15 protein-coding genes are annotated in these 17,026 nt (G+C 63.9%); 12 read left to right on the plus strand and 3 right to left on the minus strand.

The features are described 5' to 3' along the window. Window positions 1–71 precede the first annotated feature (71 nt). The 6 genes from C7A17_RS05980 to C7A17_RS06005 all read left to right on the plus strand — a co-directional run bounded on the left by C7A17_RS05980 (window position 72) and on the right by C7A17_RS06005 (window position 7,493). Window positions 72–1,670 (plus strand): ABC transporter substrate-binding protein, encoded by a 1,599-nt coding sequence (locus tag C7A17_RS05980; protein WP_106742773.1) that lies wholly within the window; start codon window positions 72–74, stop codon window positions 1,668–1,670. A 54-nt stretch (window positions 1,671–1,724) separates the two neighbouring features. Then, a complete protein-coding gene (locus C7A17_RS05985; RefSeq protein WP_106737156.1) occupies window positions 1,725–3,314 on the plus strand; it encodes an ABC transporter substrate-binding protein in 1,590 nt (529 codons plus the stop codon). A 145-nt stretch (window positions 3,315–3,459) separates the two neighbouring features. Next, complete coding sequence (locus C7A17_RS05990; RefSeq protein WP_106737157.1) at window positions 3,460–4,470, plus strand: ABC transporter permease subunit; 1,011 nt, start codon at window positions 3,460–3,462, stop codon at window positions 4,468–4,470. 120 nt (window positions 4,471–4,590) lie between these two features. Further along, window positions 4,591–5,493: an ABC transporter permease subunit gene (locus C7A17_RS05995; RefSeq protein WP_106737158.1), complete on the plus strand. Its 903-nt coding sequence runs from the start codon at window positions 4,591–4,593 to the stop codon at window positions 5,491–5,493. A gap of 66 nt (window positions 5,494–5,559) precedes the next feature. Then, window positions 5,560–6,522, plus strand: coding sequence for an ABC transporter ATP-binding protein (locus tag C7A17_RS06000; RefSeq protein ID WP_106737159.1), 963 nt, complete (start codon window positions 5,560–5,562; stop codon window positions 6,520–6,522). Continuing rightward, window positions 6,522–7,493 carry a peptide ABC transporter ATP-binding protein gene (locus tag C7A17_RS06005; protein WP_106737160.1) on the plus strand — a complete coding sequence of 324 codons (972 nt, stop codon included), beginning with the start codon at window positions 6,522–6,524 and terminating at the stop codon, window positions 7,491–7,493. Before C7A17_RS06000 ends, C7A17_RS06005 begins: the two co-directional genes overlap by 1 nt. 17 nt (window positions 7,494–7,510) lie before the next feature. Here C7A17_RS06005 and C7A17_RS06010 read toward each other — a convergent pair whose 3' ends face one another. Continuing rightward, complete coding sequence (locus C7A17_RS06010) at window positions 7,511–8,683, minus strand: HD domain-containing phosphohydrolase (RefSeq protein ID WP_106737161.1); 1,173 nt, start codon at window positions 8,681–8,683, stop codon at window positions 7,511–7,513. A 172-nt stretch (window positions 8,684–8,855) separates the two neighbouring features. Between C7A17_RS06010 and ada the strand changes: the two genes are divergently transcribed. After that, on the plus strand, window positions 8,856–9,878 hold the full coding sequence (ada, locus tag C7A17_RS06015) for a bifunctional DNA-binding transcriptional regulator/O6-methylguanine-DNA methyltransferase Ada (protein WP_106737162.1): 1,023 nt from the start codon (window positions 8,856–8,858) through the stop codon (window positions 9,876–9,878). A gap of 92 nt (window positions 9,879–9,970) precedes the next feature. Here ada and C7A17_RS06020 read toward each other — a convergent pair whose 3' ends face one another. Next, window positions 9,971–10,522: a DJ-1 family glyoxalase III gene (locus C7A17_RS06020; protein ID WP_106737163.1), complete on the minus strand. Its 552-nt coding sequence runs from the start codon at window positions 10,520–10,522 to the stop codon at window positions 9,971–9,973. Between the two features lie 177 nt (window positions 10,523–10,699). On the opposite strand from C7A17_RS06020, the gene C7A17_RS06025 reads away from it, so the two are divergent. Together C7A17_RS06025 and trmA are read left to right on the plus strand one after the other, a co-directional pair. Next, the gene (locus tag C7A17_RS06025; protein ID WP_106737164.1) at window positions 10,700–11,989 is read left to right on the plus strand and encodes an NCS2 family permease; all 1,290 of its coding nucleotides are present in this window, start codon (window positions 10,700–10,702) and stop codon (window positions 11,987–11,989) included. Window positions 11,990–12,211: 222 nt separating this feature from the next. After that, a complete protein-coding gene (gene trmA, locus C7A17_RS06030; RefSeq protein ID WP_106737165.1) occupies window positions 12,212–13,300 on the plus strand; it encodes a tRNA (uridine(54)-C5)-methyltransferase TrmA in 1,089 nt (362 codons plus the stop codon). Between the two features lie 96 nt (window positions 13,301–13,396). Here the strand turns inward: trmA and C7A17_RS06035 are convergent, their stop codons facing one another. Next, on the minus strand, window positions 13,397–13,780 hold the full coding sequence (locus tag C7A17_RS06035) for a DUF4345 family protein (protein WP_106737166.1): 384 nt from the start codon (window positions 13,778–13,780) through the stop codon (window positions 13,397–13,399). A gap of 407 nt (window positions 13,781–14,187) precedes the next feature. Here C7A17_RS06035 and C7A17_RS06040 point away from each other — a divergent pair, with 407 nt between their 5' ends. The 3 genes from C7A17_RS06040 (at window position 14,188) to ypfJ (ending at window position 16,989) form a co-directional block, all read left to right on the plus strand. Next, window positions 14,188–15,537 (plus strand): hypothetical protein, encoded by a 1,350-nt coding sequence (locus C7A17_RS06040; RefSeq protein WP_106737167.1) that lies wholly within the window; start codon window positions 14,188–14,190, stop codon window positions 15,535–15,537. 103 nt (window positions 15,538–15,640) lie between these two features. Further along, window positions 15,641–16,075 (plus strand): DUF411 domain-containing protein, encoded by a 435-nt coding sequence (locus C7A17_RS06045; RefSeq protein WP_106737168.1) that lies wholly within the window; start codon window positions 15,641–15,643, stop codon window positions 16,073–16,075. Between the two features lie 53 nt (window positions 16,076–16,128). Further along, a complete protein-coding gene (ypfJ, locus tag C7A17_RS06050) occupies window positions 16,129–16,989 on the plus strand; it encodes a KPN_02809 family neutral zinc metallopeptidase (RefSeq protein ID WP_106737169.1) in 861 nt (286 codons plus the stop codon). Window positions 16,990–17,026: the final 37 nt, after the last annotated feature.

Raw genomic sequence — 17,026 nt, forward strand, 5'->3', positions numbered from 1 at the left:
CCCTGCATAGCTTGCCAGGAGGCTCCCATAAGGAGCTCCTCGACAAAAAGCACAAAAATGAAGAGGTCATGATGCGCAAGAACGCCCTTATCCAGGCTTTGCTTACCGCTGGGCTGATCGCCAGCGCTCCTCTCGCCAGCGCCGCCAACCTGGTGTTCTGTTCCGAAGGCAGCCCCGCCGGTTTCGACCCGGGCCTGTACACCACCGGTACCGATTTCGATGCCGCAGCGGAAACCATCTTCAACCGTCTGACCCAGTTCGAGCGGGGCGGCACCAAGGTCGAACCCGGCCTGGCCGAAAGCTGGGAGGTCTCCGACGATGGCCTCAGCTACACCTTCAAACTGCGACCGGGGGTGAAGTTTCACACCACCGAGTACTTCAAGCCCAGCCGCGAGTTCAACGCTGACGACGTGCTGTTCACCTTCGAACGCATGCTCGACAAGGATCACCCGTTCCGCAAGGCATACCCAACCGAGTTCCCCTACTTCACCGACATGGGCATGGATAGCAACATCGCCAAACTGGAGAAGCTGGACGATCACAGCGTGCGCTTCACCCTCAACGAGGTGGACGCCGCCTTCGTGCAGAACCTGGCGATGAGCTTTGCCTCGATCCAGTCTGCCGAGTATGCCGACCAGTTGCTCAAGGCCGGCAAGGCCGCCGATATCAACCAGAAGCCCATCGGCACCGGCCCCTTCGTCTTCAGCCGCTACCAGAAGGACGCGGTGATTCGTTACAAGGGCAATACCGATTACTGGAAACCCGAGGACGTGAAGATCGACAACCTGATCTTCGCCATCAATACCGACGCCTCGGTGCGCATGCAGAAGCTGCGCGCGGGCGAATGCCACGTCACCCTGTTCCCGCGCCCGGCCGATATCGACGCGCTGCAGAAGGACGCCAAACTGCAGATGCCCGAGCAGGCCGGTTTCAACGTCGGCTACATCGCCTACAACGTCACTCACCCGCCGTTCGACAAGCTGCAAGTGCGCCAGGCGCTGGACATGGCGGTGAACAAGCAGGCGATCCTCGATGCGGTGTATCAGAAGGCTGGCCAGTTGGCCGTAAACGGCATGCCGCCGACCCAATGGTCGTATAACCAGGACATCAAGGATCCGGCCTTCGACCCGGAGAAGGCCAAGGAATTGCTCAAGGCGGCTGGCGTCAAGGAAGGCACCGAGATCACGCTCTGGGCCATGCCGGTGCAAAGGCCGTACAACCCCAATGCCAAGCTGATCGCCGAGATGCTGCAGGCCGACTGGGCCAAGATCGGCATCAAGGCCCGCATCGTCAGCTACGAATGGGGCGAGTACCTCAAGCGCGCCAAGGCCGGCGAACACGATGCCATGTTGATCGGCTGGAGCGGCGACAATGGCGACCCGGACAACTGGCTAGGTACCCTCTACGGCTGCGACGCGGTCGACGGCAACAACTTCTCCAAATGGTGCTTCGAGGACTATGACAAGCTGGTCAAGGCCGCCAAGCGCACCACCGACGTGGGCGAACGCACCGAGCTGTACAAGCAGGCACAGGTGATCCTCAAGCGCGAAGTGCCGATCACCCCGCTGGCACACTCCACCGTGTACCAGCCGATGCGCAAGGAAGTGCAGGACTTCCGCATCAGTCCGTTCGCACTCAACTCCTTCTATGGTGTAGGAATATCCAAGTGATGGCAGGCGGCGTGGCCCAGGGCACGCCGCCTCTACCCTGGACAGGAGTTACCCATGCCCTTTCTCCGAGGCGGCCTGTTGTTGGCCGCACTGCTCACCGTGCACGCGCAGGCCGCGAACAATCTGGTGGTCTGCACCGAGGCCAGTCCGGAAGGCTTCGACATCGTTCAGTACACGGCGGCGACCACGGCCGACGCCAGCGCCGAGACGCTGTTCGAACGCCTGGTGGACTTCGCCCCCGGCAGCACTCAGATCGTGCCCGCACTGGCAAAGAGCTGGGAAATCGCCGACGACAGCCTGAGCTACACCTTCACCCTGCGCCAGGGCGTGAAGTTCCACGCTAACAAGGGCTTCACTCCACGCAGAGAATTCAATGCCGACGATGTGCTGTGGAGCTTCCAGCGCCAGCTCGACCCGGCTCACCCCTGGCACAAACTGTCGCCGCGCGGCTTTCCCTATGCCGAGTCGATGGGCCTGGCGCAGTTGATCGAACGCGTGGAAAAACTCGACGAGCATCGCGTGCGCTTCGTTCTCAAACACCCCGAGGCGCCCTTCCTGGCCAACCTGGCCATGGGCTTCGCCTCGATTTATTCCGCCGAGTACGCCGATCACCTGCTTGCCGCGAACACGCCTGAACGATTGAATGCAGAGCCCATCGGCACCGGCCCCTTCGTCTTCGAACGCTACACCAAGGATGCCCAGGTACGCTTTCGCGGCAACCCCGATTACTGGGGCGAGCCGCCTGCAATCGAGCGCATGGTGCTGGCCATCACCCCCGAGCCCAACGTGCGCCAGCAACGCCTGAAGGCCGGCGACTGCCAGATCAGCCTGTTCCCACGCCCCGTGGACATTCCCGCCCTGAAGGCCGATACGAAGCTGCAGGTACTGGAGCTGGACTCGCTGCTGACCGCCTATATCGGCATCAACACCCGTCACCCACCGCTGGATGACATGCGTGTGCGCCAGGCCCTGAACCTGGCGTTCGACAAGGCTGCCTACATTCGCGCGCAATACGGCGAAGGCAACGCGACACCTGCCGTTGCGCCCTACCCGGCAACCTTGTGGGGGCATGACGACACGCTGAAGGACTGGCCTCACGACCCTGAGCGCGCCCGCCAGTTGCTGGCCGAAGCGGGCCATGGCGATGGTTTCAAGCTGTCGATCTGGACGCGCCCCGGCGGCGGCCCGACCAATCCCAACCCGGGTATCGGCGCACAGATGCTGCAGGCTGATCTCGCCGCCATCGGCATTCAAAGCGACATCCGCGTGTTCGAATGGGGCGAACTGATCAAGCGCGCCAAGAATGGCGAGCACGACCTGGTATTCATGGGCTGGGCCGGCGACAACGGCGACCCGGATAATTTCCTCACGCCCAACCTGTCCTGCGCCGCCGCCAGAAGCGGCGAGAACCAGGCCGGCTGGTGCGATGAAAACTTCGACAGACTGATCACCCAGGCACGTCAGGAATCCGAGCAGGGCAAACGCGCCGCGTTGTATCGTCAGGCACTGGCGATCTTCCATGAGCAGGCTCCCTGGATCGCCTTGGCGCATCCAAAGCAGTTCGTCGCCCTGCGCAAGGACGTGGAAGGCTTCGTCCTCAGTCCCATGGGCTCGAACAATTTCGCCAGGGTTAAAGTGCCATGAGTCGTCGTAGCCCGGATGCAATCCGGGACTTCTTTGCCACGTCCTTCAACCAATCCCCGGATTACATCCGGGCTACGCAATCACTACAACAGCGCCAGGCCACGCAGTCCGGCGCCCGCTTCCAGCCATGGAGTAGAACCGCCTGATGCTGTCATTCATCGCCCGACGCCTGGGGCTGCTGATCCCCACCTTTTTCGGCGTCACGTTGCTGACCTTCTCGCTGATCCGCCTGATCCCCGGTGATCCGGTGGAGGTGATGATGGGCGAACGCCGCGTCGACCCCGAACTGCATGCCCAGGCCATGGAGCGCCTGGGCCTGAACAAACCGCTGTACGCCCAGTACCTCGACTACATCGGCCAGCTCGCCACCGGCGACCTGGGCAAGTCCCTGCGTTCCAACGACGGCGTGTGGAGCGAGTTCATCACCCTGTTTCCGGCTACCGTCGAACTGGCCCTGGCGGCCCTGCTGTTCGCCGGTACGCTGGGCGTCATCGCAGGCGTCATCGCCGCGCTCAAGCGTGGCTCGCTGTTCGATCACGGGATAATGGGCATCTCGCTGACCGGCTATTCCATGCCGATTTTCTGGTGGGGCCTGCTGCTGATCATGTTCTTCTCCACCGGCCTGGGCTGGACACCGGTGTCCGGGCGCAATGACCTGCTCTTCGATATACCGCCCGTCACCGGCTTCATGCTCATCGATACCCTGCTCTCCGACGAGCCAGGCGCCTTCGTCGACGCCCTGCATCACCTGATCCTGCCGGCCATCGTGCTCGGCACCATCCCCTTGGCGGTGATCGCACGCATGACCCGCTCGGCCATGCTCGAAGTGCTGCGCGAGGACTACATTCGCACCGCGCGGGCCAAGGGGCTGTCACCGACACGGGTGGTGTTCGTCCACGGCCTGCGCAACGCGCTGATCCCGGTACTGACCGTGTTCGGTCTGCAGATCGGCAGCCTGCTCGGTGGCGCCGTGCTGACCGAAACCATTTTCGCCTGGCCTGGCATCGGCAAGTGGCTGATCGAGGCCATCGGCGCCCGTGACTACCCGGTGGTGCAGAACGGCATCCTGCTGATCGCCTGCCTGGTGATACTGGTCAACTTCATCGTGGACATTCTCTATGGCCTGGCCAACCCACGCATTCGCCATCAGAAATAAGGACGGCACGATGAATCGACAGACCGTAGGGTGTCGCGGGGCCGCCCAGGCCATGCGCACCACCATTGGTGACGAACGATCGGTGCGCACGGCGTACCCTACCCTGGAGGCGACATACCGATGACCACCTCCACCAGCCTCGACCAGAGCCTGCTCTACCCTTCGCCACTGAAGGAGTTCTGGCATGCCTTCAAGCACAACAAGGGCGCCGTCTGCGGCCTGGCGTTCATACTGCTGGTCGTGTTCTGCGCGCTGTTCGCACCCTGGATCGCCCCACACCATCCCAGCGAGCAATACCGCGACTTCCTGCTCACCCCGCCGGTGTGGTTGGAAGGTGGCCAGTGGCAATTCCTGCTTGGCACCGACGAACTGGGCCGTGACCTGCTCTCGCGGATCATCCATGGCGCGCGACTGTCGCTGCTGATCGGTCTGGCCTCGGTGGTGTTGTCGCTGGTTCCCGGCATCCTGCTGGGACTCTGTGCCGGCTTTTTCCCGCGCCTGCTCGGCCCCGGCATCATGCGCCTGATGGATATCATGCTGGCACTGCCCTCGCTGCTGCTGGCCGTGGCCATCGTCGCCATTCTCGGCCCCGGGCTGATCAACACCATCTTCGCCATCGCCATCGTCTCGCTGCCGTCCTATGTGCGCCTGACTCGCGCTGCGGTGATGGGCGAGCTGAATCGCGACTACGTCACTGCCGCGCAACTGGCCGGCGCCAGCCTGCCGCGACTGATGTTCGTCACCGTGTTGCCCAACTGCATGGCGCCGCTGATCGTGCAGGCCACCCTGAGCTTCTCCTCGGCGATTCTCGACGCCGCCGCACTGGGTTTTCTCGGCCTCGGTGTGCAGCCACCAACGCCCGAGTGGGGCACCATGCTGGCCTCGGCTCGCGACTACATCGAGCGCGCCTGGTGGGTGGTCACTCTGCCCGGCCTGGCCATTCTGCTCAGCGTGCTGGCGATCAACCTGATGGGTGATGGCCTGCGCGATGCGCTCGACCCGAAACTCAAGAACGCCATCTGAGGAGGCCTGCATGCACGACTTCGATTCGGTGCGCACGGCGCACCGCCTCCCTGCGAGGGCCTGCGCATGAGCCTGCTGGATATCCACAATCTGTCCGTGCGCTTCGGCGGCGCCGACGCCGTACCCGTAGTCGATGGCCTCGACCTCTCGGTGAAAAAGGGCGAGGTGCTGGCCATCGTCGGTGAGTCCGGCTCCGGCAAGTCGGTGACCATGATGGCGCTGATGGGGCTGATCGACGCTCCCGGCATCGTCCATGCCGATTGCCTGCAGTTCGACGGCACCGACATGTTGCGCCTGAAAGGCAGGCAGCGCCGGCATATCGTCGGCAAGGATCTGGCCATGGTTTTCCAGGATCCGATGACCGCCCTCAATCCCAGTTACACCGTGGGTTTCCAGATCGAGGAAGTGCTGCGCCAGCACATGGGCCTGAAAGGCAAGGCCGCCCGCGCACGTGCCCTCGAGCTGCTGGAGCGGGTGGAGATTCCCGGCGCGGCCAGCCGCCTCGATGCCTATCCACATCAACTCTCCGGTGGCATGAGCCAGCGCGTGGCGATCGCCATGGCGATCGCTGCCGAGCCCAAGCTGCTGATCGCCGACGAACCCACCACGGCGCTGGACGTGACCATCCAGGCACAGATCATGGAGCTGCTGCTGAACCTGCAGCGCGACCAGGGCATGGCCCTGGTGCTGATCACGCATGACCTGGCGGTGGTCGCCGAAACCGCCCAGCGCGTCTGCGTGATGTACGCCGGGCAGGCAGTGGAGCTGGGCCAGGTACCGAGCCTGTTCGATGCGCCCAGTCATCCCTATACCGAAGCCTTGCTCAAGGCACTTCCTGAACACGGCGCGGTGGCCAACCGCCTGGCCACCCTGCCCGGCATCGTGCCTGGCCGCTATGACCGCCCGCAGGGCTGCCTGCTGTCACCACGCTGTCCTTACGTGCAGGAGCGCTGCCGCCAGCAACGACCGACGCTGGACGAACATGCCCGTGGCGCCGCCCGCTGCTTCTTTCCCCTGGAGGTGGCCTGATGAGCAACGTACTCGAGGCCCATGAGCTGACCCGTCACTACAGCGTCTCGCGCGGCCTGTTCAAACCGGCAGCGACGGTGCAGGCGCTCAACGGTGTGTCCTTTAACCTGGAGGCCGGCAAGACCCTGGCCGTGGTCGGCGAGTCCGGCTGCGGCAAGTCGACCCTGGCCCGCGCCCTGACCCTGATCGAGCAGCCCAGCTCCGGCAGCCTGCAGATCGCCGGGCGTGAGGTGGCCGGCGCCAGCAAGGCCGAACGTCGGCAACTGCGCCGTGACGTACAAATGGTGTTCCAGAACCCCTATGCCTCACTCAACCCGCGGCAGAAGGTCGGCGACCAATTGGCCGAGCCGCTGCTGATCAACACCCGCCTGAGCGCGGCCGAACGCCGCGAGAAGGTGCAGGCGATGATGCAGCAGGTCGGCCTGCGTCCCGAGCATTACCACCGCTATCCGCACATGTTCTCTGGCGGCCAGCGCCAGCGCATCGCCCTGGCTCGCGCGATGATGCTGCAGCCCAAGGTGCTGGTGGCGGATGAACCGACCTCGGCGCTGGACGTGTCGATCCAGGCGCAGGTGCTCAATCTGTTCATGGATCTGCAGGAGCAGTTCGGCACCGGCTACGTGTTCATCTCGCATAACCTCGCGGTGGTGCGCCATGTCGCCGACGACGTGCTGGTGATGTACCTCGGTCGCCCAGTGGAAATGGGCCCGGCCGAAGTGCTCTATGAGCGCCCGCTACATCCTTATACGCAGGTGTTGCTGTCAGCGACGCCGACCATCCACCCCAATCCGGACAAACCGCGATTACGTGTCAGCGGCGAGCTACCCAATCCGCTCGATCCACCGTCCGGCTGCGCCTTTCACAAACGTTGCCCGCATGCCGATCAACGCTGTCGGGAGGAGCGCCCCGAGCTGCGGCTGATCGATGCACGGCAGGTGGCCTGCCACCATGTGGAGCGCCTCGCTAGCTGACGAATGCAGTAAATCTCTCAAGGTGCCGACGGCAACGTCAGTTCGATGCTTTCGGCAAGCGAGTCCTCCAGCCGCTGCAACTCGACGCCGACCGCAGCGGCATCGTCGGCAAGGGTTTGCGCGATATGCAAGAACTCAGGCGTCGCCTCGACGAATGCCAGCACTACCATCGGGTCGAAGCGTGTACCACTGGCCGCGCTGATCTGTGCCACTGCCTGATCCAGGCTGAGCAGCGGTAGATAGGGGTGTGGGCAGGTCAGTGCCTCGAAGTGGCCGACCAGCGCCATCAACCGCGCCGACAACGGAATCTGCTCGCCATGCAGGCCTTGCGGGTAGCCCTTGCCATCCCAACGCTCGTGCTGGCCGTAGACGATGTCCTTGGCGTCGGAAAGAAAGTCGGTGATGCTGCCCAGCCGGCGCTCGGCCCGCTCCAGCGCATCGCGCCCAGCGATCACGCCCTCCTTGAGCAGGCGCAGGTCAGCCTCGTCCGGTTCACCGTGGTTGAGCAGCACGCGGTCAGGCAAGGTCAGTCGGTCGATCACATGCAGCATGGCTGACTTGCCCAGCTGGGCGATGCGCTCCTCGTCCAATTCGTCCGACAAGGCCGGCTGCTGACGCGCCAGCGCCGCAGCCAGGCAGGTCATGTAACGTTCGGTACGCACGAGACGACGGCTACAAGGGTTGTCGCGCATCACCGCCAGGCTGGCCATGGCCTCGATGATGACATCCTGCAGGCTCTGGATGACGCGGGTGCGCCGCTTGACCTCGAGTTCCAGGTACTCGCTCTTGTCGCGCAGGTAGTCGGTGGCGGCCTTGAGCTGCAGTTGCGCCTTGACCCGGGCAAGGACGATGGGCGGGCTGACCGGCTTGGTGATGTAATCGGCGGCGCCAAGATCGAAACCCAGTTGTTCGTCGGCGACCTCGCTCCTGGCCGTCACCAGGATCAGTGGAATATGCCGGGTACGCGCATCGATCTTGATCTGGCGGCAGAGCGCGTAGTCATCCTGCCAGCCAAGCAGGATCAGGTCGGGCTGCGGCTTGCTCCTTGCCGCCTGCAGCGCCTCGTCACTGCCAACCAGCTTGACCTGATAGCGGTCGACCAGCAAAGCCCCCAGGCGTTGGCGGGAGTCCACGGCGTCATCCACCACCAGAATCAGTTCCTGTTCCGACCTATCGAGCATTCCCCGCATGGCGATCTCCCTCGGCGGCTGCCTACCGATCATTAAAGGCGCTGAGCTGCATTTGTGCTCGCCTCGTCATACAACTGACCTTGCACGGGGTTTGAAAGTGCAATGCGGATTGGCATGGAGTCGAGGGCAACCGACAATCGTCAGCAAACTCCCGCCCAGAGGCACACAATCGATGCTCGACCAAGAACGCTGCTGGCAGGCCGTGTGCGAACGCGATGCTGCGCAGGACGGGCGTTTCGTCTTCGCCGTGCGCAGCACCGGTATCTACTGTCGACCGAGCTGCCCGGCCCGACGGCCTAGGCGTGACAACGTCAGCTTCCACCACGATGCCGCCAGTGCCGAAGCCGCTGGTTTTCGCCCGTGCAAACGCTGCTCGCCACAAGGACAGAGCCCGGCGCAGCAGCTTGATGCCTTGGTCGCGGCGGCTTGCGAACTGCTGCGCGGGGCGCAGCGCTTCACCCTGCCACAACTGGCCGCCCGAATCGGTTTGTCACCTTCCCACCTGGCACGTGCTTTCAAGGCCCGTACCGGAATGACGCCCAACGCCTGGGCCGCCGCCGAACGACGCCGGCGCCTGGACGATCACCTGCTGCTAGCCGACAGCGTGCTCGATGCAGCCCTGGCCGCCGGCTACTCCGGCACCCGCGCACTGTATGAAAAGCCCCAGGCGATGAGCCCCGCCCAACGCCGCCAGCGTGGTGCTGGCGAACATCTGCGCTATGCCATCGCCCCCTGCCCGCTCGGGCACATGTTGCTGGCGACCAGCGACAAGGGCATCTGCGCTCTGCTGTTCGGCGATGAGCCGGCAGCCCTGCGTGAGGAGTTGCAACAGCGTTTCGCCGCCGCCCAGCTGGAGGAGGATGAAGAAGGCCTACGAGCCTCGTTGGAACAGGTGCTGGCGCAACTGGAGGAACCGGAGCGGGCCGCCCATCTGCCACTGGATATTCGTGGTACCGCCTTCCAGCAGCGCGTGTGGCAAGCCTTGCAGAGCATTCCCAGAGGCGAAACCCGCAGCTACGCGCAACTGGCTGGGCAACTGGACAGCCATCCCCGCGCGATTGCTCGCGCCTGCGCCAGCAACGCCATCGGCCTGCTGCTGCCGTGCCATCGGGTGGTCGCCAGCGATGGAAGCCTCAGCGGCTACCGCTGGGGGCTGGCTCGCAAGCGACAGCTGCTGGAACGGGAACAGTCATAAGCCATCGCGGTTGTCCGGTGCACACGGCGCACCTTACGGACACACGGGTAGGGTGCGCCGTGCGCACCAATCGCTCCGCCCTGCTCGCTGCCCTACACCAACATCGCCTTGGCCACTTCGTTGCGCGTGCTGCGACCCACCAGTTGCTCAACCAGCGTCAGCGCAAAAGCCAGAGCCGTGCCCGGCCCCTGGCTGGTGATGCAATTGCCGTCCACCACCACAGGCTCATCGACGAAGCTGCAACCACTGAGCCGATCACTGAAACTCGGGTAGCAGGTCATCCGTCGCTGCCGCAGCACGCCGTAGTGCTGCAGTGCAACAGCTGGCGCCGCGCAGATGGCAGCGAACAGCTCACCGGCCTTGGCCTGCTTGCGTACCCGCTCGGCCAGCGGTTCGAAATCAGCCAGGCGCTGCGCACCTGGCATACCGCCGGGCAATACGATGAGGTCGAAATCCTGCGCCAGGACATCGAGCAACATGGCATCGGCAGTCAGCCGGGTACCGCGGGCACAGGTGATCATCCGGCGATCCTCGGCACTGGCCAGCACCACCTCGATTTCCGCGCGGCGCAGCACGTCGATCAAGGTCACGCATTCAAGGTCTTCACTGCCGTCGGCCACGGCAATCAGGGCGCGTTTACTCATGTCTGAAATCCTCGCTGAAATGGACGAAAACTGACCACAAGGTCATAAATTCACCAGGCAAAATCTTGCTGCTATGATGCGCCCCTTTCGCAGAATCCAGCACGTTATCTGCCGATTCGGGCAGATGTGCTTTGCTGAACATTGCCGGCGCCGCTTGCGCCTCTGGGGAGCCCCGCCATGCTGGAAAGACTGTTCCAACTCCAAGCCCACAACACCAATGTGCGTACCGAGGTGCTGGCCGGGGTCACCACTTTCCTGACCATGGCCTACATCCTCTTCGTCAACCCGAGCATCCTCGGCGAAACCGGTATGGACAAGGGCGCGGTGTTCGTCGCCACCTGCCTGGCCGCAGCATTCGGCTCGGCGGTGATGGGCATGATCGCCAACTACCCGATCGCCCTGGCACCGGGCATGGGTCTGAACGCCTTCTTCACCTACACCGTGGTGCTGGGCATGGGCCACACCTGGCAGGTGGCACTGGGTGCCGTGTTCCTCTCTGCGTGCCTGTTCTTCCTGCTGTCGATCTTCAAGATCCGCGAGTGGATCATCAACAGCATCCCGCTGGAGCTGCGCTCGGCCATCGCCGCCGGCATCGGCCTGTTCCTCGCGCTGATCGCCCTGCAGAACGCCGGTATCGTCGTCGCCAACCCGGCCACCATGGTCGGCATGGGTGACCTGGGCAGCCCGCAGGCGCTGCTGGCGATCCTCGGTTTCTTCCTGATCATCGGCATGGAGGCGCTGCGCATCACCGGCGCGGTGTTGATCAGCATCCTGGTGGTCACCGGCCTGAGCATCCTGCTCGGCGTCAGCGAGTTCGGTGGCGTGGTGTCGATGCCGCCATCGCTGGCGCCGACCTTCATGCAACTGGATATCGCCGGCGCGCTGGACGTGGGCCTGATCAGCGTGATCTTCGCCTTTCTGTTCGTCGACCTGTTCGACAACTCCGGCACCCTTATCGCCGTGGCCAAGAAAGCCGGCCTGATGCGCAAGGACGGCCACCTGCCGAAAATGGGCCGCGCCCTGATCGCCGACAGTACCGCAGCATTGGGCGGCTCGCTGCTGGGCACCAGCACTACCACCAGCTACATCGAATCGGCGGCGGGCGTCAGCGCTGGCGGGCGCACCGGCCTGACCGCCATCGTGGTCGCCGTGCTGTTTCTCTTCGCCCTGTTCTTCGCGCCGCTGGCCGGCAGCGTGCCAGCCTTCGCCACCGCCCCGGCGCTACTGTTCGTCGCCGTACTGATGGCCTCGGGCATGGCCGAGATCGAGTGGGACGACATCACCGTCGCCGCCCCGGTGGTAGTCACCGCGCTGGCCATGCCGCTGACCTACTCCATCGCCACCGGCATCGCCTTCGGCTTCATCACCTGGGTCGCGGCCAAGACCCTGGCCGGACGTGCCCGTGAGCTGAACGGCATGCTGGTAGCGCTGGCCGTGTTCTGCGTGATCAAGCTGTCGCTGTTCTGAGAGCAGGCGTTCTTGTCATTGGTGGGCTGAAGCGGATCGCCGCCCGGCCCACCCTACGCGGCGCCCGATCATGTAGGGTGGGCTTCAGCCCACCTCTCCCCCTGACCATCCCCTTCCGCTCAAGCGTCCCCTAGCCACGCCCCACCAATGATCGACGACCACGGCACGCCGGCCACGGAATCGCTACAATGGCGCCCCGTTTTCCTGCCCCATGAGTGACCGATGAGCCGCCCCGCATTCGACCCCGCCAGCTACGACGCCCAACTCGCCGAGAAGAAGGCTCGCCTGGTCGAATTGCTGGCGCCCTTCTCGGCTCCGGAGCCAGAGGTTTTCGACTCGCCGCGTGAGCACTACCGCCTACGCGCCGAGTTTCGCCTGTGGCGTGAGGACGGCCAGCGTCACTACGCGATGTTCGCCCCTGGCGACAAGCACACGCCGATTCTGATCGACGACTTCCCCATCGCCAGCCTGCGTATCAACGACCTGATGCCGCGCCTGCGCGCCGCCTGGCAGGCCAGCGAGACGCTGTCGTTCAAGTTGTTCCAGGTCGAATTCCTCACCACCCTGACCGGCGATGCGCTGATCACCCTGGCCTACCACCGGCCCCTGGACGCCGCCTGGCAAGCCGAGGCCGAGCGCCTGGCCGCCGAGCTGAACGTCAGCCTGGTCGGCCGCTCACGTGGCCAGCGCCTGGTAATCGGCCGTGATTATGTCGACGAGGAGTTGATCGTGGCCGGGCGTAGCTTTCGCTACCGCCAGCCGGAAGGCGCCTTTACCCAGCCCAACGGCGCGGTGTGCCAGAAGATGCTCGGCTGGGCCTACGACGTACTGGGCCAGCGCAACGACGACCTGCTGGAGCTGTACTGCGGCAACGGCAACTTCACCCTGCCGCTGGCGACCCGTGTACACAAGGTGCTCGCCACCGAGATCAGCAAGACCTCGGTCAACGCCGCTCTGGCCAACCTGGCTGACAACGGCGTGAACAACGTCGAACTGGTGCGTTTGTCCGCCGAAGAGCTGACCCAGGCGCTCAACGAGGTGCGCCCGTTCCGCCGCCTGGCCGGTATCGACCTGAAAAGCTACGAATTCGGCAGCGTCTTCGTCGACCCGCCACGCGCCGGCATGGATCCGGACACCTGCGAGCTGACTCGACGCTTCGAACGCATCCTGTATATCTCCTGCAACCCGGAAACCCTGGCCGCCAACATCGCCCAGCTCGATGACACCCACAAGGTCACGCGTTGCGCACTGTTCGACCAGTTCCCCTACACCCATCACATGGAATCGGGTGTTTTGCTGGAAAGGCGCTAAGCTGCCGCTCGCCGTGGCCCGGATGCAATCCGTGAACTGGATGACGCAGAATCCCCCGGATTGCATCCGGGCTACGATCTGCAGGGGTACGCGGCGCTAGCGTGCGAGCCCGCGTAACGCCCACCAGGCCAGCACGGCCGACATCACCTCAAGCAGCAGCGCATAAAGATTGAAGGTCTGCTGCGCCCCGCCATCCAGCCACAGTCCGGCGATACGTGCCAAGGCCAGCGCGGCATACAGCAACACCAGCAGCATCAGCGCCGGGCGCAGCAGATCCAGGCGCGTCAAGGCCATCGCCAGATAAGCCGCCAGCCCCAGTTGCAGGCCGCCGTAGTAGGCTCGAACCTCGGTCACGGCGGCACTCCCCATCAGCAGGGCACCACTGAAACTGGCCATTTCCTCAGGGCGAATGAAATAGGCCAGCCCCAGCAGACTCAGCGCCGCGATCTGGATCAGCAGAACGATTCGGGCAAACAGCATCGTATGACTCCTCGCGCAGTGAGTGGCGGCGTGGGCCCGGTTGTTTCATCGCCACAAACCCGCCCGTTCCAATCTAAGACCATGGTGTGGAGCGCTGCCAGCAGAGGCTGATGGCACTTTCACCAGAATGATCTACAACTATCCTTGCAACTGCGACACCCCACCGTACTCGACAAGGAGGTCGACATGCCCGCCATTCCTCTTGCGTCGTTCTCGTCGTACCGCTCGCCGGCACGGCAGCGCAGCCATGTCCGAGTGCCTTCCCGCCAATGCCATCCCAGGAGCCCCGCGCAATACCGTGAATCGGCGCGACGGATGCCGCGCCACAGCCGATAGAACCATAACGGACACCCTGCCCCTACGCGAATACCTCGCCTGGCAGGCGTAGCCACATAAGGAGATGATCCATGCGTAAGTCACAAGGAACTCTGATCTGCACACTGGCGCTTGCCGCTCCCCTGCTCACTACAGCGGCCCACGCCGGTACCTACCCCGACTTCGGCTACAAGCCGCCTACCGCCGAGTACAGTGGCCCGCTTTTCCAACTCAGTCAGTCCTACCCAAGCTCCGCCCCACCGGCATCCGCCTTGCCGGCCTTCTTCAAGCTGCTGCCAAAGGAACGGAGCAACGACTTCGAGACCTGGCGCGCCTACATGGATGCAGTGAAGGACTACTGCCTGGAAGGCAACGTGGAAAACGACTGGGACGTGCAGAAAAACAAGGTGCGCGACTGGTTCCACATGCCCTGGCAGCACTACGGCCCCCTGGGCCGCGAAGGCATTCACGGCCTGACCAAGGAAGCGCAGATTCAGGCCAAGCAACTCGCGCCGACCCAGACCACCACGGGCCAGACCTACGCGGTCGGCATCTACAACGACATCGGCGCCTACACCATTGGCCAGATATGGAAGGATCCGCAAAACCCCAATCCGGAATTCACCTCCAAGCCCAACAGCTTTGCGGATGGCACCGTGGTGTGCAAACCGCTGTTCGCCGATGTCGACCGCAGCCAGGTGCCCTTCCTGCAGAATCCGGTGCTCTGGCAGGGCTACATCACCAAGACCTTCGACTCGGCTGACCGCGAGGTGAAAGAGGTTGCGCTGATTCAGATGGACATCGCCATTCGCGACACCCGTATCAACGAAACCGGTTGGATCTTCGGCACCTTCCAGTACAACGGCGCCATTACCGGCAAAGCTGGCTGGGACAACCTGGTGCCAGTGGGCATCATGTGGGGCAACGACCCTGAGGATAACGGCAACGATTACAGTAACCCTCAACCGAGCCAGACCCGTATCAACCCCAACCTCAAGGAAACCGCGATCAACGCCAAAACCAGCGAGTTGCCGCCGACCCACCTGGGCTGGAACGGCCGCCTCAACGGCCCGGTGGACAACCCGGTAAGCTCCTGCCTGAGCTGCCACATGACCGGCGAATACCCACAACTGGCGATCATGAACCCAACGTTCCAAGCCAACCCACCTGCCGTAGGCTCGCCAGAATGGATGCGCTGGTTCCAGAACATTCCTGCTGGCCAACCCTTCAGCCCCGGCACCAAGAGCACCGATTACAGCCTGCAACTGGCTGGCGGCCTGGCCAACTTCTATGACTGGAAGTGCAATCAGGGCGGCGTTTTCGCCGATGGCAACAATGCTTGCCAGAAGTCCAGCCAGCTGAAACTGATGCTCAAGAGTGGGATCAAGCCTGAGCAGATCCAGCCCGTACAGCGCGATCCGAGCCTGATGGAACTGGAATAACCCGACTGCGGCTCCGGAGTCTCCCTTCGGAGCCGCATCATGATCCTTGGGCATCACCGGACATGGCGCTATCCTCTACGCCATCGCCCATTGGAGCCCCATCATGCGCCACTCGCTGCTCGCCCTCTGTCTCTTCACCAGCCTGGCCCAGGCCAGCGAAGCGCTGACCATCGACGTCCACCGCGACGCCAACTGCGGCTGCTGCAAGGCCTGGATCAGCCATCTGCAGGACAACGGCTTTACCGTCAACGACCATGTCGAAGCCGACATGAGCGCGGTCAAACAGCGCCTTGGTGTGCCGCCACGCCTGGCCTCCTGTCATACCGGGGTGATCGACGGCAAATTCGTCGAGGGCCATGTACCGGCCGCCGACATTCTCAAGTTGCGTGAACGCCCCGATCTGCTCGGCGCGGCGGTGCCAGGCATGCCCATGGGCTCGCCCGGCATGGAATACGGTGACCGCGTCGATGCCTACCAGGTGATTGGTCTGGATCGTGAGCGCCAGGATCAGGTACTGGCCGACTATCCCGGCAACTGATCGCCACCATCGCGCAGCTACACTGCACAGAAATCAATCCAGGGAGTGAGGCCATGCGCTGGCAACGCGGCAGACGCAGTGACAACGTGGTGGATGCGCGCGGCCGATCGGGCAGGCGCGTCGGTGGCGGGCTGAGCCTGGCCGGGGTGGCAGTGATCGTCATCGTCGGCCTGCTGATGGGCCAGGATCCGCTGCAGATTCTTGGCCAGATCGCCGGCCAGGCCACCCAGCCGCAGGTCAGCCAACCCCAGAGCGCACCACCGGCCAACGATCAACAGAGCGAGTTCGTCCGCGCCATCCTCGGTGACACCGAAGACACCTGGCGCGAGCTGTTCCAACAGGCCGGCCAGCAATATCGCGACCCGAAACTGGTGCTGTTCTCGGATGGTGTCAACTCGGCCTGCGGCTTCGCCAGCTCGGCCGTCGGCCCCTTCTACTGCCCCGGCGACCAGCGCGTGTACCTCGACATGGCATTCTTCCGCGAGATGGAGCAACGCTTTTCGGCAGCGGGCGACTTCGCCCAGGCCTACGTGATTGCCCATGAAGTAGGCCACCACGTGCAAACGCTGCTCGGCGTCTCGGCCAAGGTCAATGCCGCACGTCAGCGGGGCGAGCGGGTCGAAGGCGACGGTGGCCTGCTGGTTCGCCAGGAGCTACAGGCCGACTGCCTGGCAGGCGTCTGGGCACATCATGCCCAACGCCGCCACGACTGGCTCGAAGCCGGCGACCTGGAAGAAGCCCTGAACGCCGCCAGCGCCATCGGTGACGACCGCCTGCAGAAACAGGCCCGTGGTCAGGTGGTTCCGGACGCCTTCACCCACGGCACCTCAGAGCAGCGCGTGCGCTGGTTCAAGAACGGATTCGAGAACGGCCAGCCCGGGCGTTGCGATACCTTCAAGGCAACTCGGTTGTAACCGTAGGGCGGATCGGGACGCCGGCCGTTCGTAGCGC

The organism is Pseudomonas mendocina (assembly GCF_003008615.1).
GTDB lineage: Bacteria > Pseudomonadota > Gammaproteobacteria > Pseudomonadales > Pseudomonadaceae > Aquipseudomonas > Aquipseudomonas mendocina_C.

What these genes read in the sequence shown, in the direction of transcription:
- C7A17_RS05980 (WP_106742773.1), top strand. Translation starts at nt 72, where the DNA reads ATGCGCAAGAACGCCCTTATCCAGGCTTTGCTTACCGCTGGGCTGATC.
- C7A17_RS05985 (WP_106737156.1), top strand. Translation starts at nt 1,725, where the DNA reads ATGCCCTTTCTCCGAGGCGGCCTGTTGTTGGCCGCACTGCTCACCGTG.
- C7A17_RS05990 (WP_106737157.1), top strand. Translation starts at nt 3,460, where the DNA reads ATGCTGTCATTCATCGCCCGACGCCTGGGGCTGCTGATCCCCACCTTT.
- C7A17_RS05995 (WP_106737158.1), top strand. Translation starts at nt 4,591, where the DNA reads ATGACCACCTCCACCAGCCTCGACCAGAGCCTGCTCTACCCTTCGCCA.
- C7A17_RS06000 (WP_106737159.1), top strand. Translation starts at nt 5,560, where the DNA reads ATGAGCCTGCTGGATATCCACAATCTGTCCGTGCGCTTCGGCGGCGCC.
- C7A17_RS06005 (WP_106737160.1), top strand. Translation starts at nt 6,522, where the DNA reads ATGAGCAACGTACTCGAGGCCCATGAGCTGACCCGTCACTACAGCGTC.
- C7A17_RS06010 (WP_106737161.1), bottom strand. Translation starts at nt 8,683, where the DNA reads ATGCGGGGAATGCTCGATAGGTCGGAACAGGAACTGATTCTGGTGGTG.
- ada (WP_106737162.1), top strand. Translation starts at nt 8,856, where the DNA reads ATGCTCGACCAAGAACGCTGCTGGCAGGCCGTGTGCGAACGCGATGCT.
- C7A17_RS06020 (WP_106737163.1), bottom strand. Translation starts at nt 10,522, where the DNA reads ATGAGTAAACGCGCCCTGATTGCCGTGGCCGACGGCAGTGAAGACCTT.
- C7A17_RS06025 (WP_106737164.1), top strand. Translation starts at nt 10,700, where the DNA reads ATGCTGGAAAGACTGTTCCAACTCCAAGCCCACAACACCAATGTGCGT.
- trmA (WP_106737165.1), top strand. Translation starts at nt 12,212, where the DNA reads ATGAGCCGCCCCGCATTCGACCCCGCCAGCTACGACGCCCAACTCGCC.
- C7A17_RS06035 (WP_106737166.1), bottom strand. Translation starts at nt 13,780, where the DNA reads ATGCTGTTTGCCCGAATCGTTCTGCTGATCCAGATCGCGGCGCTGAGT.
- C7A17_RS06040 (WP_106737167.1), top strand. Translation starts at nt 14,188, where the DNA reads ATGCGTAAGTCACAAGGAACTCTGATCTGCACACTGGCGCTTGCCGCT.
- C7A17_RS06045 (WP_106737168.1), top strand. Translation starts at nt 15,641, where the DNA reads ATGCGCCACTCGCTGCTCGCCCTCTGTCTCTTCACCAGCCTGGCCCAG.
- ypfJ (WP_106737169.1), top strand. Translation starts at nt 16,129, where the DNA reads ATGCGCTGGCAACGCGGCAGACGCAGTGACAACGTGGTGGATGCGCGC.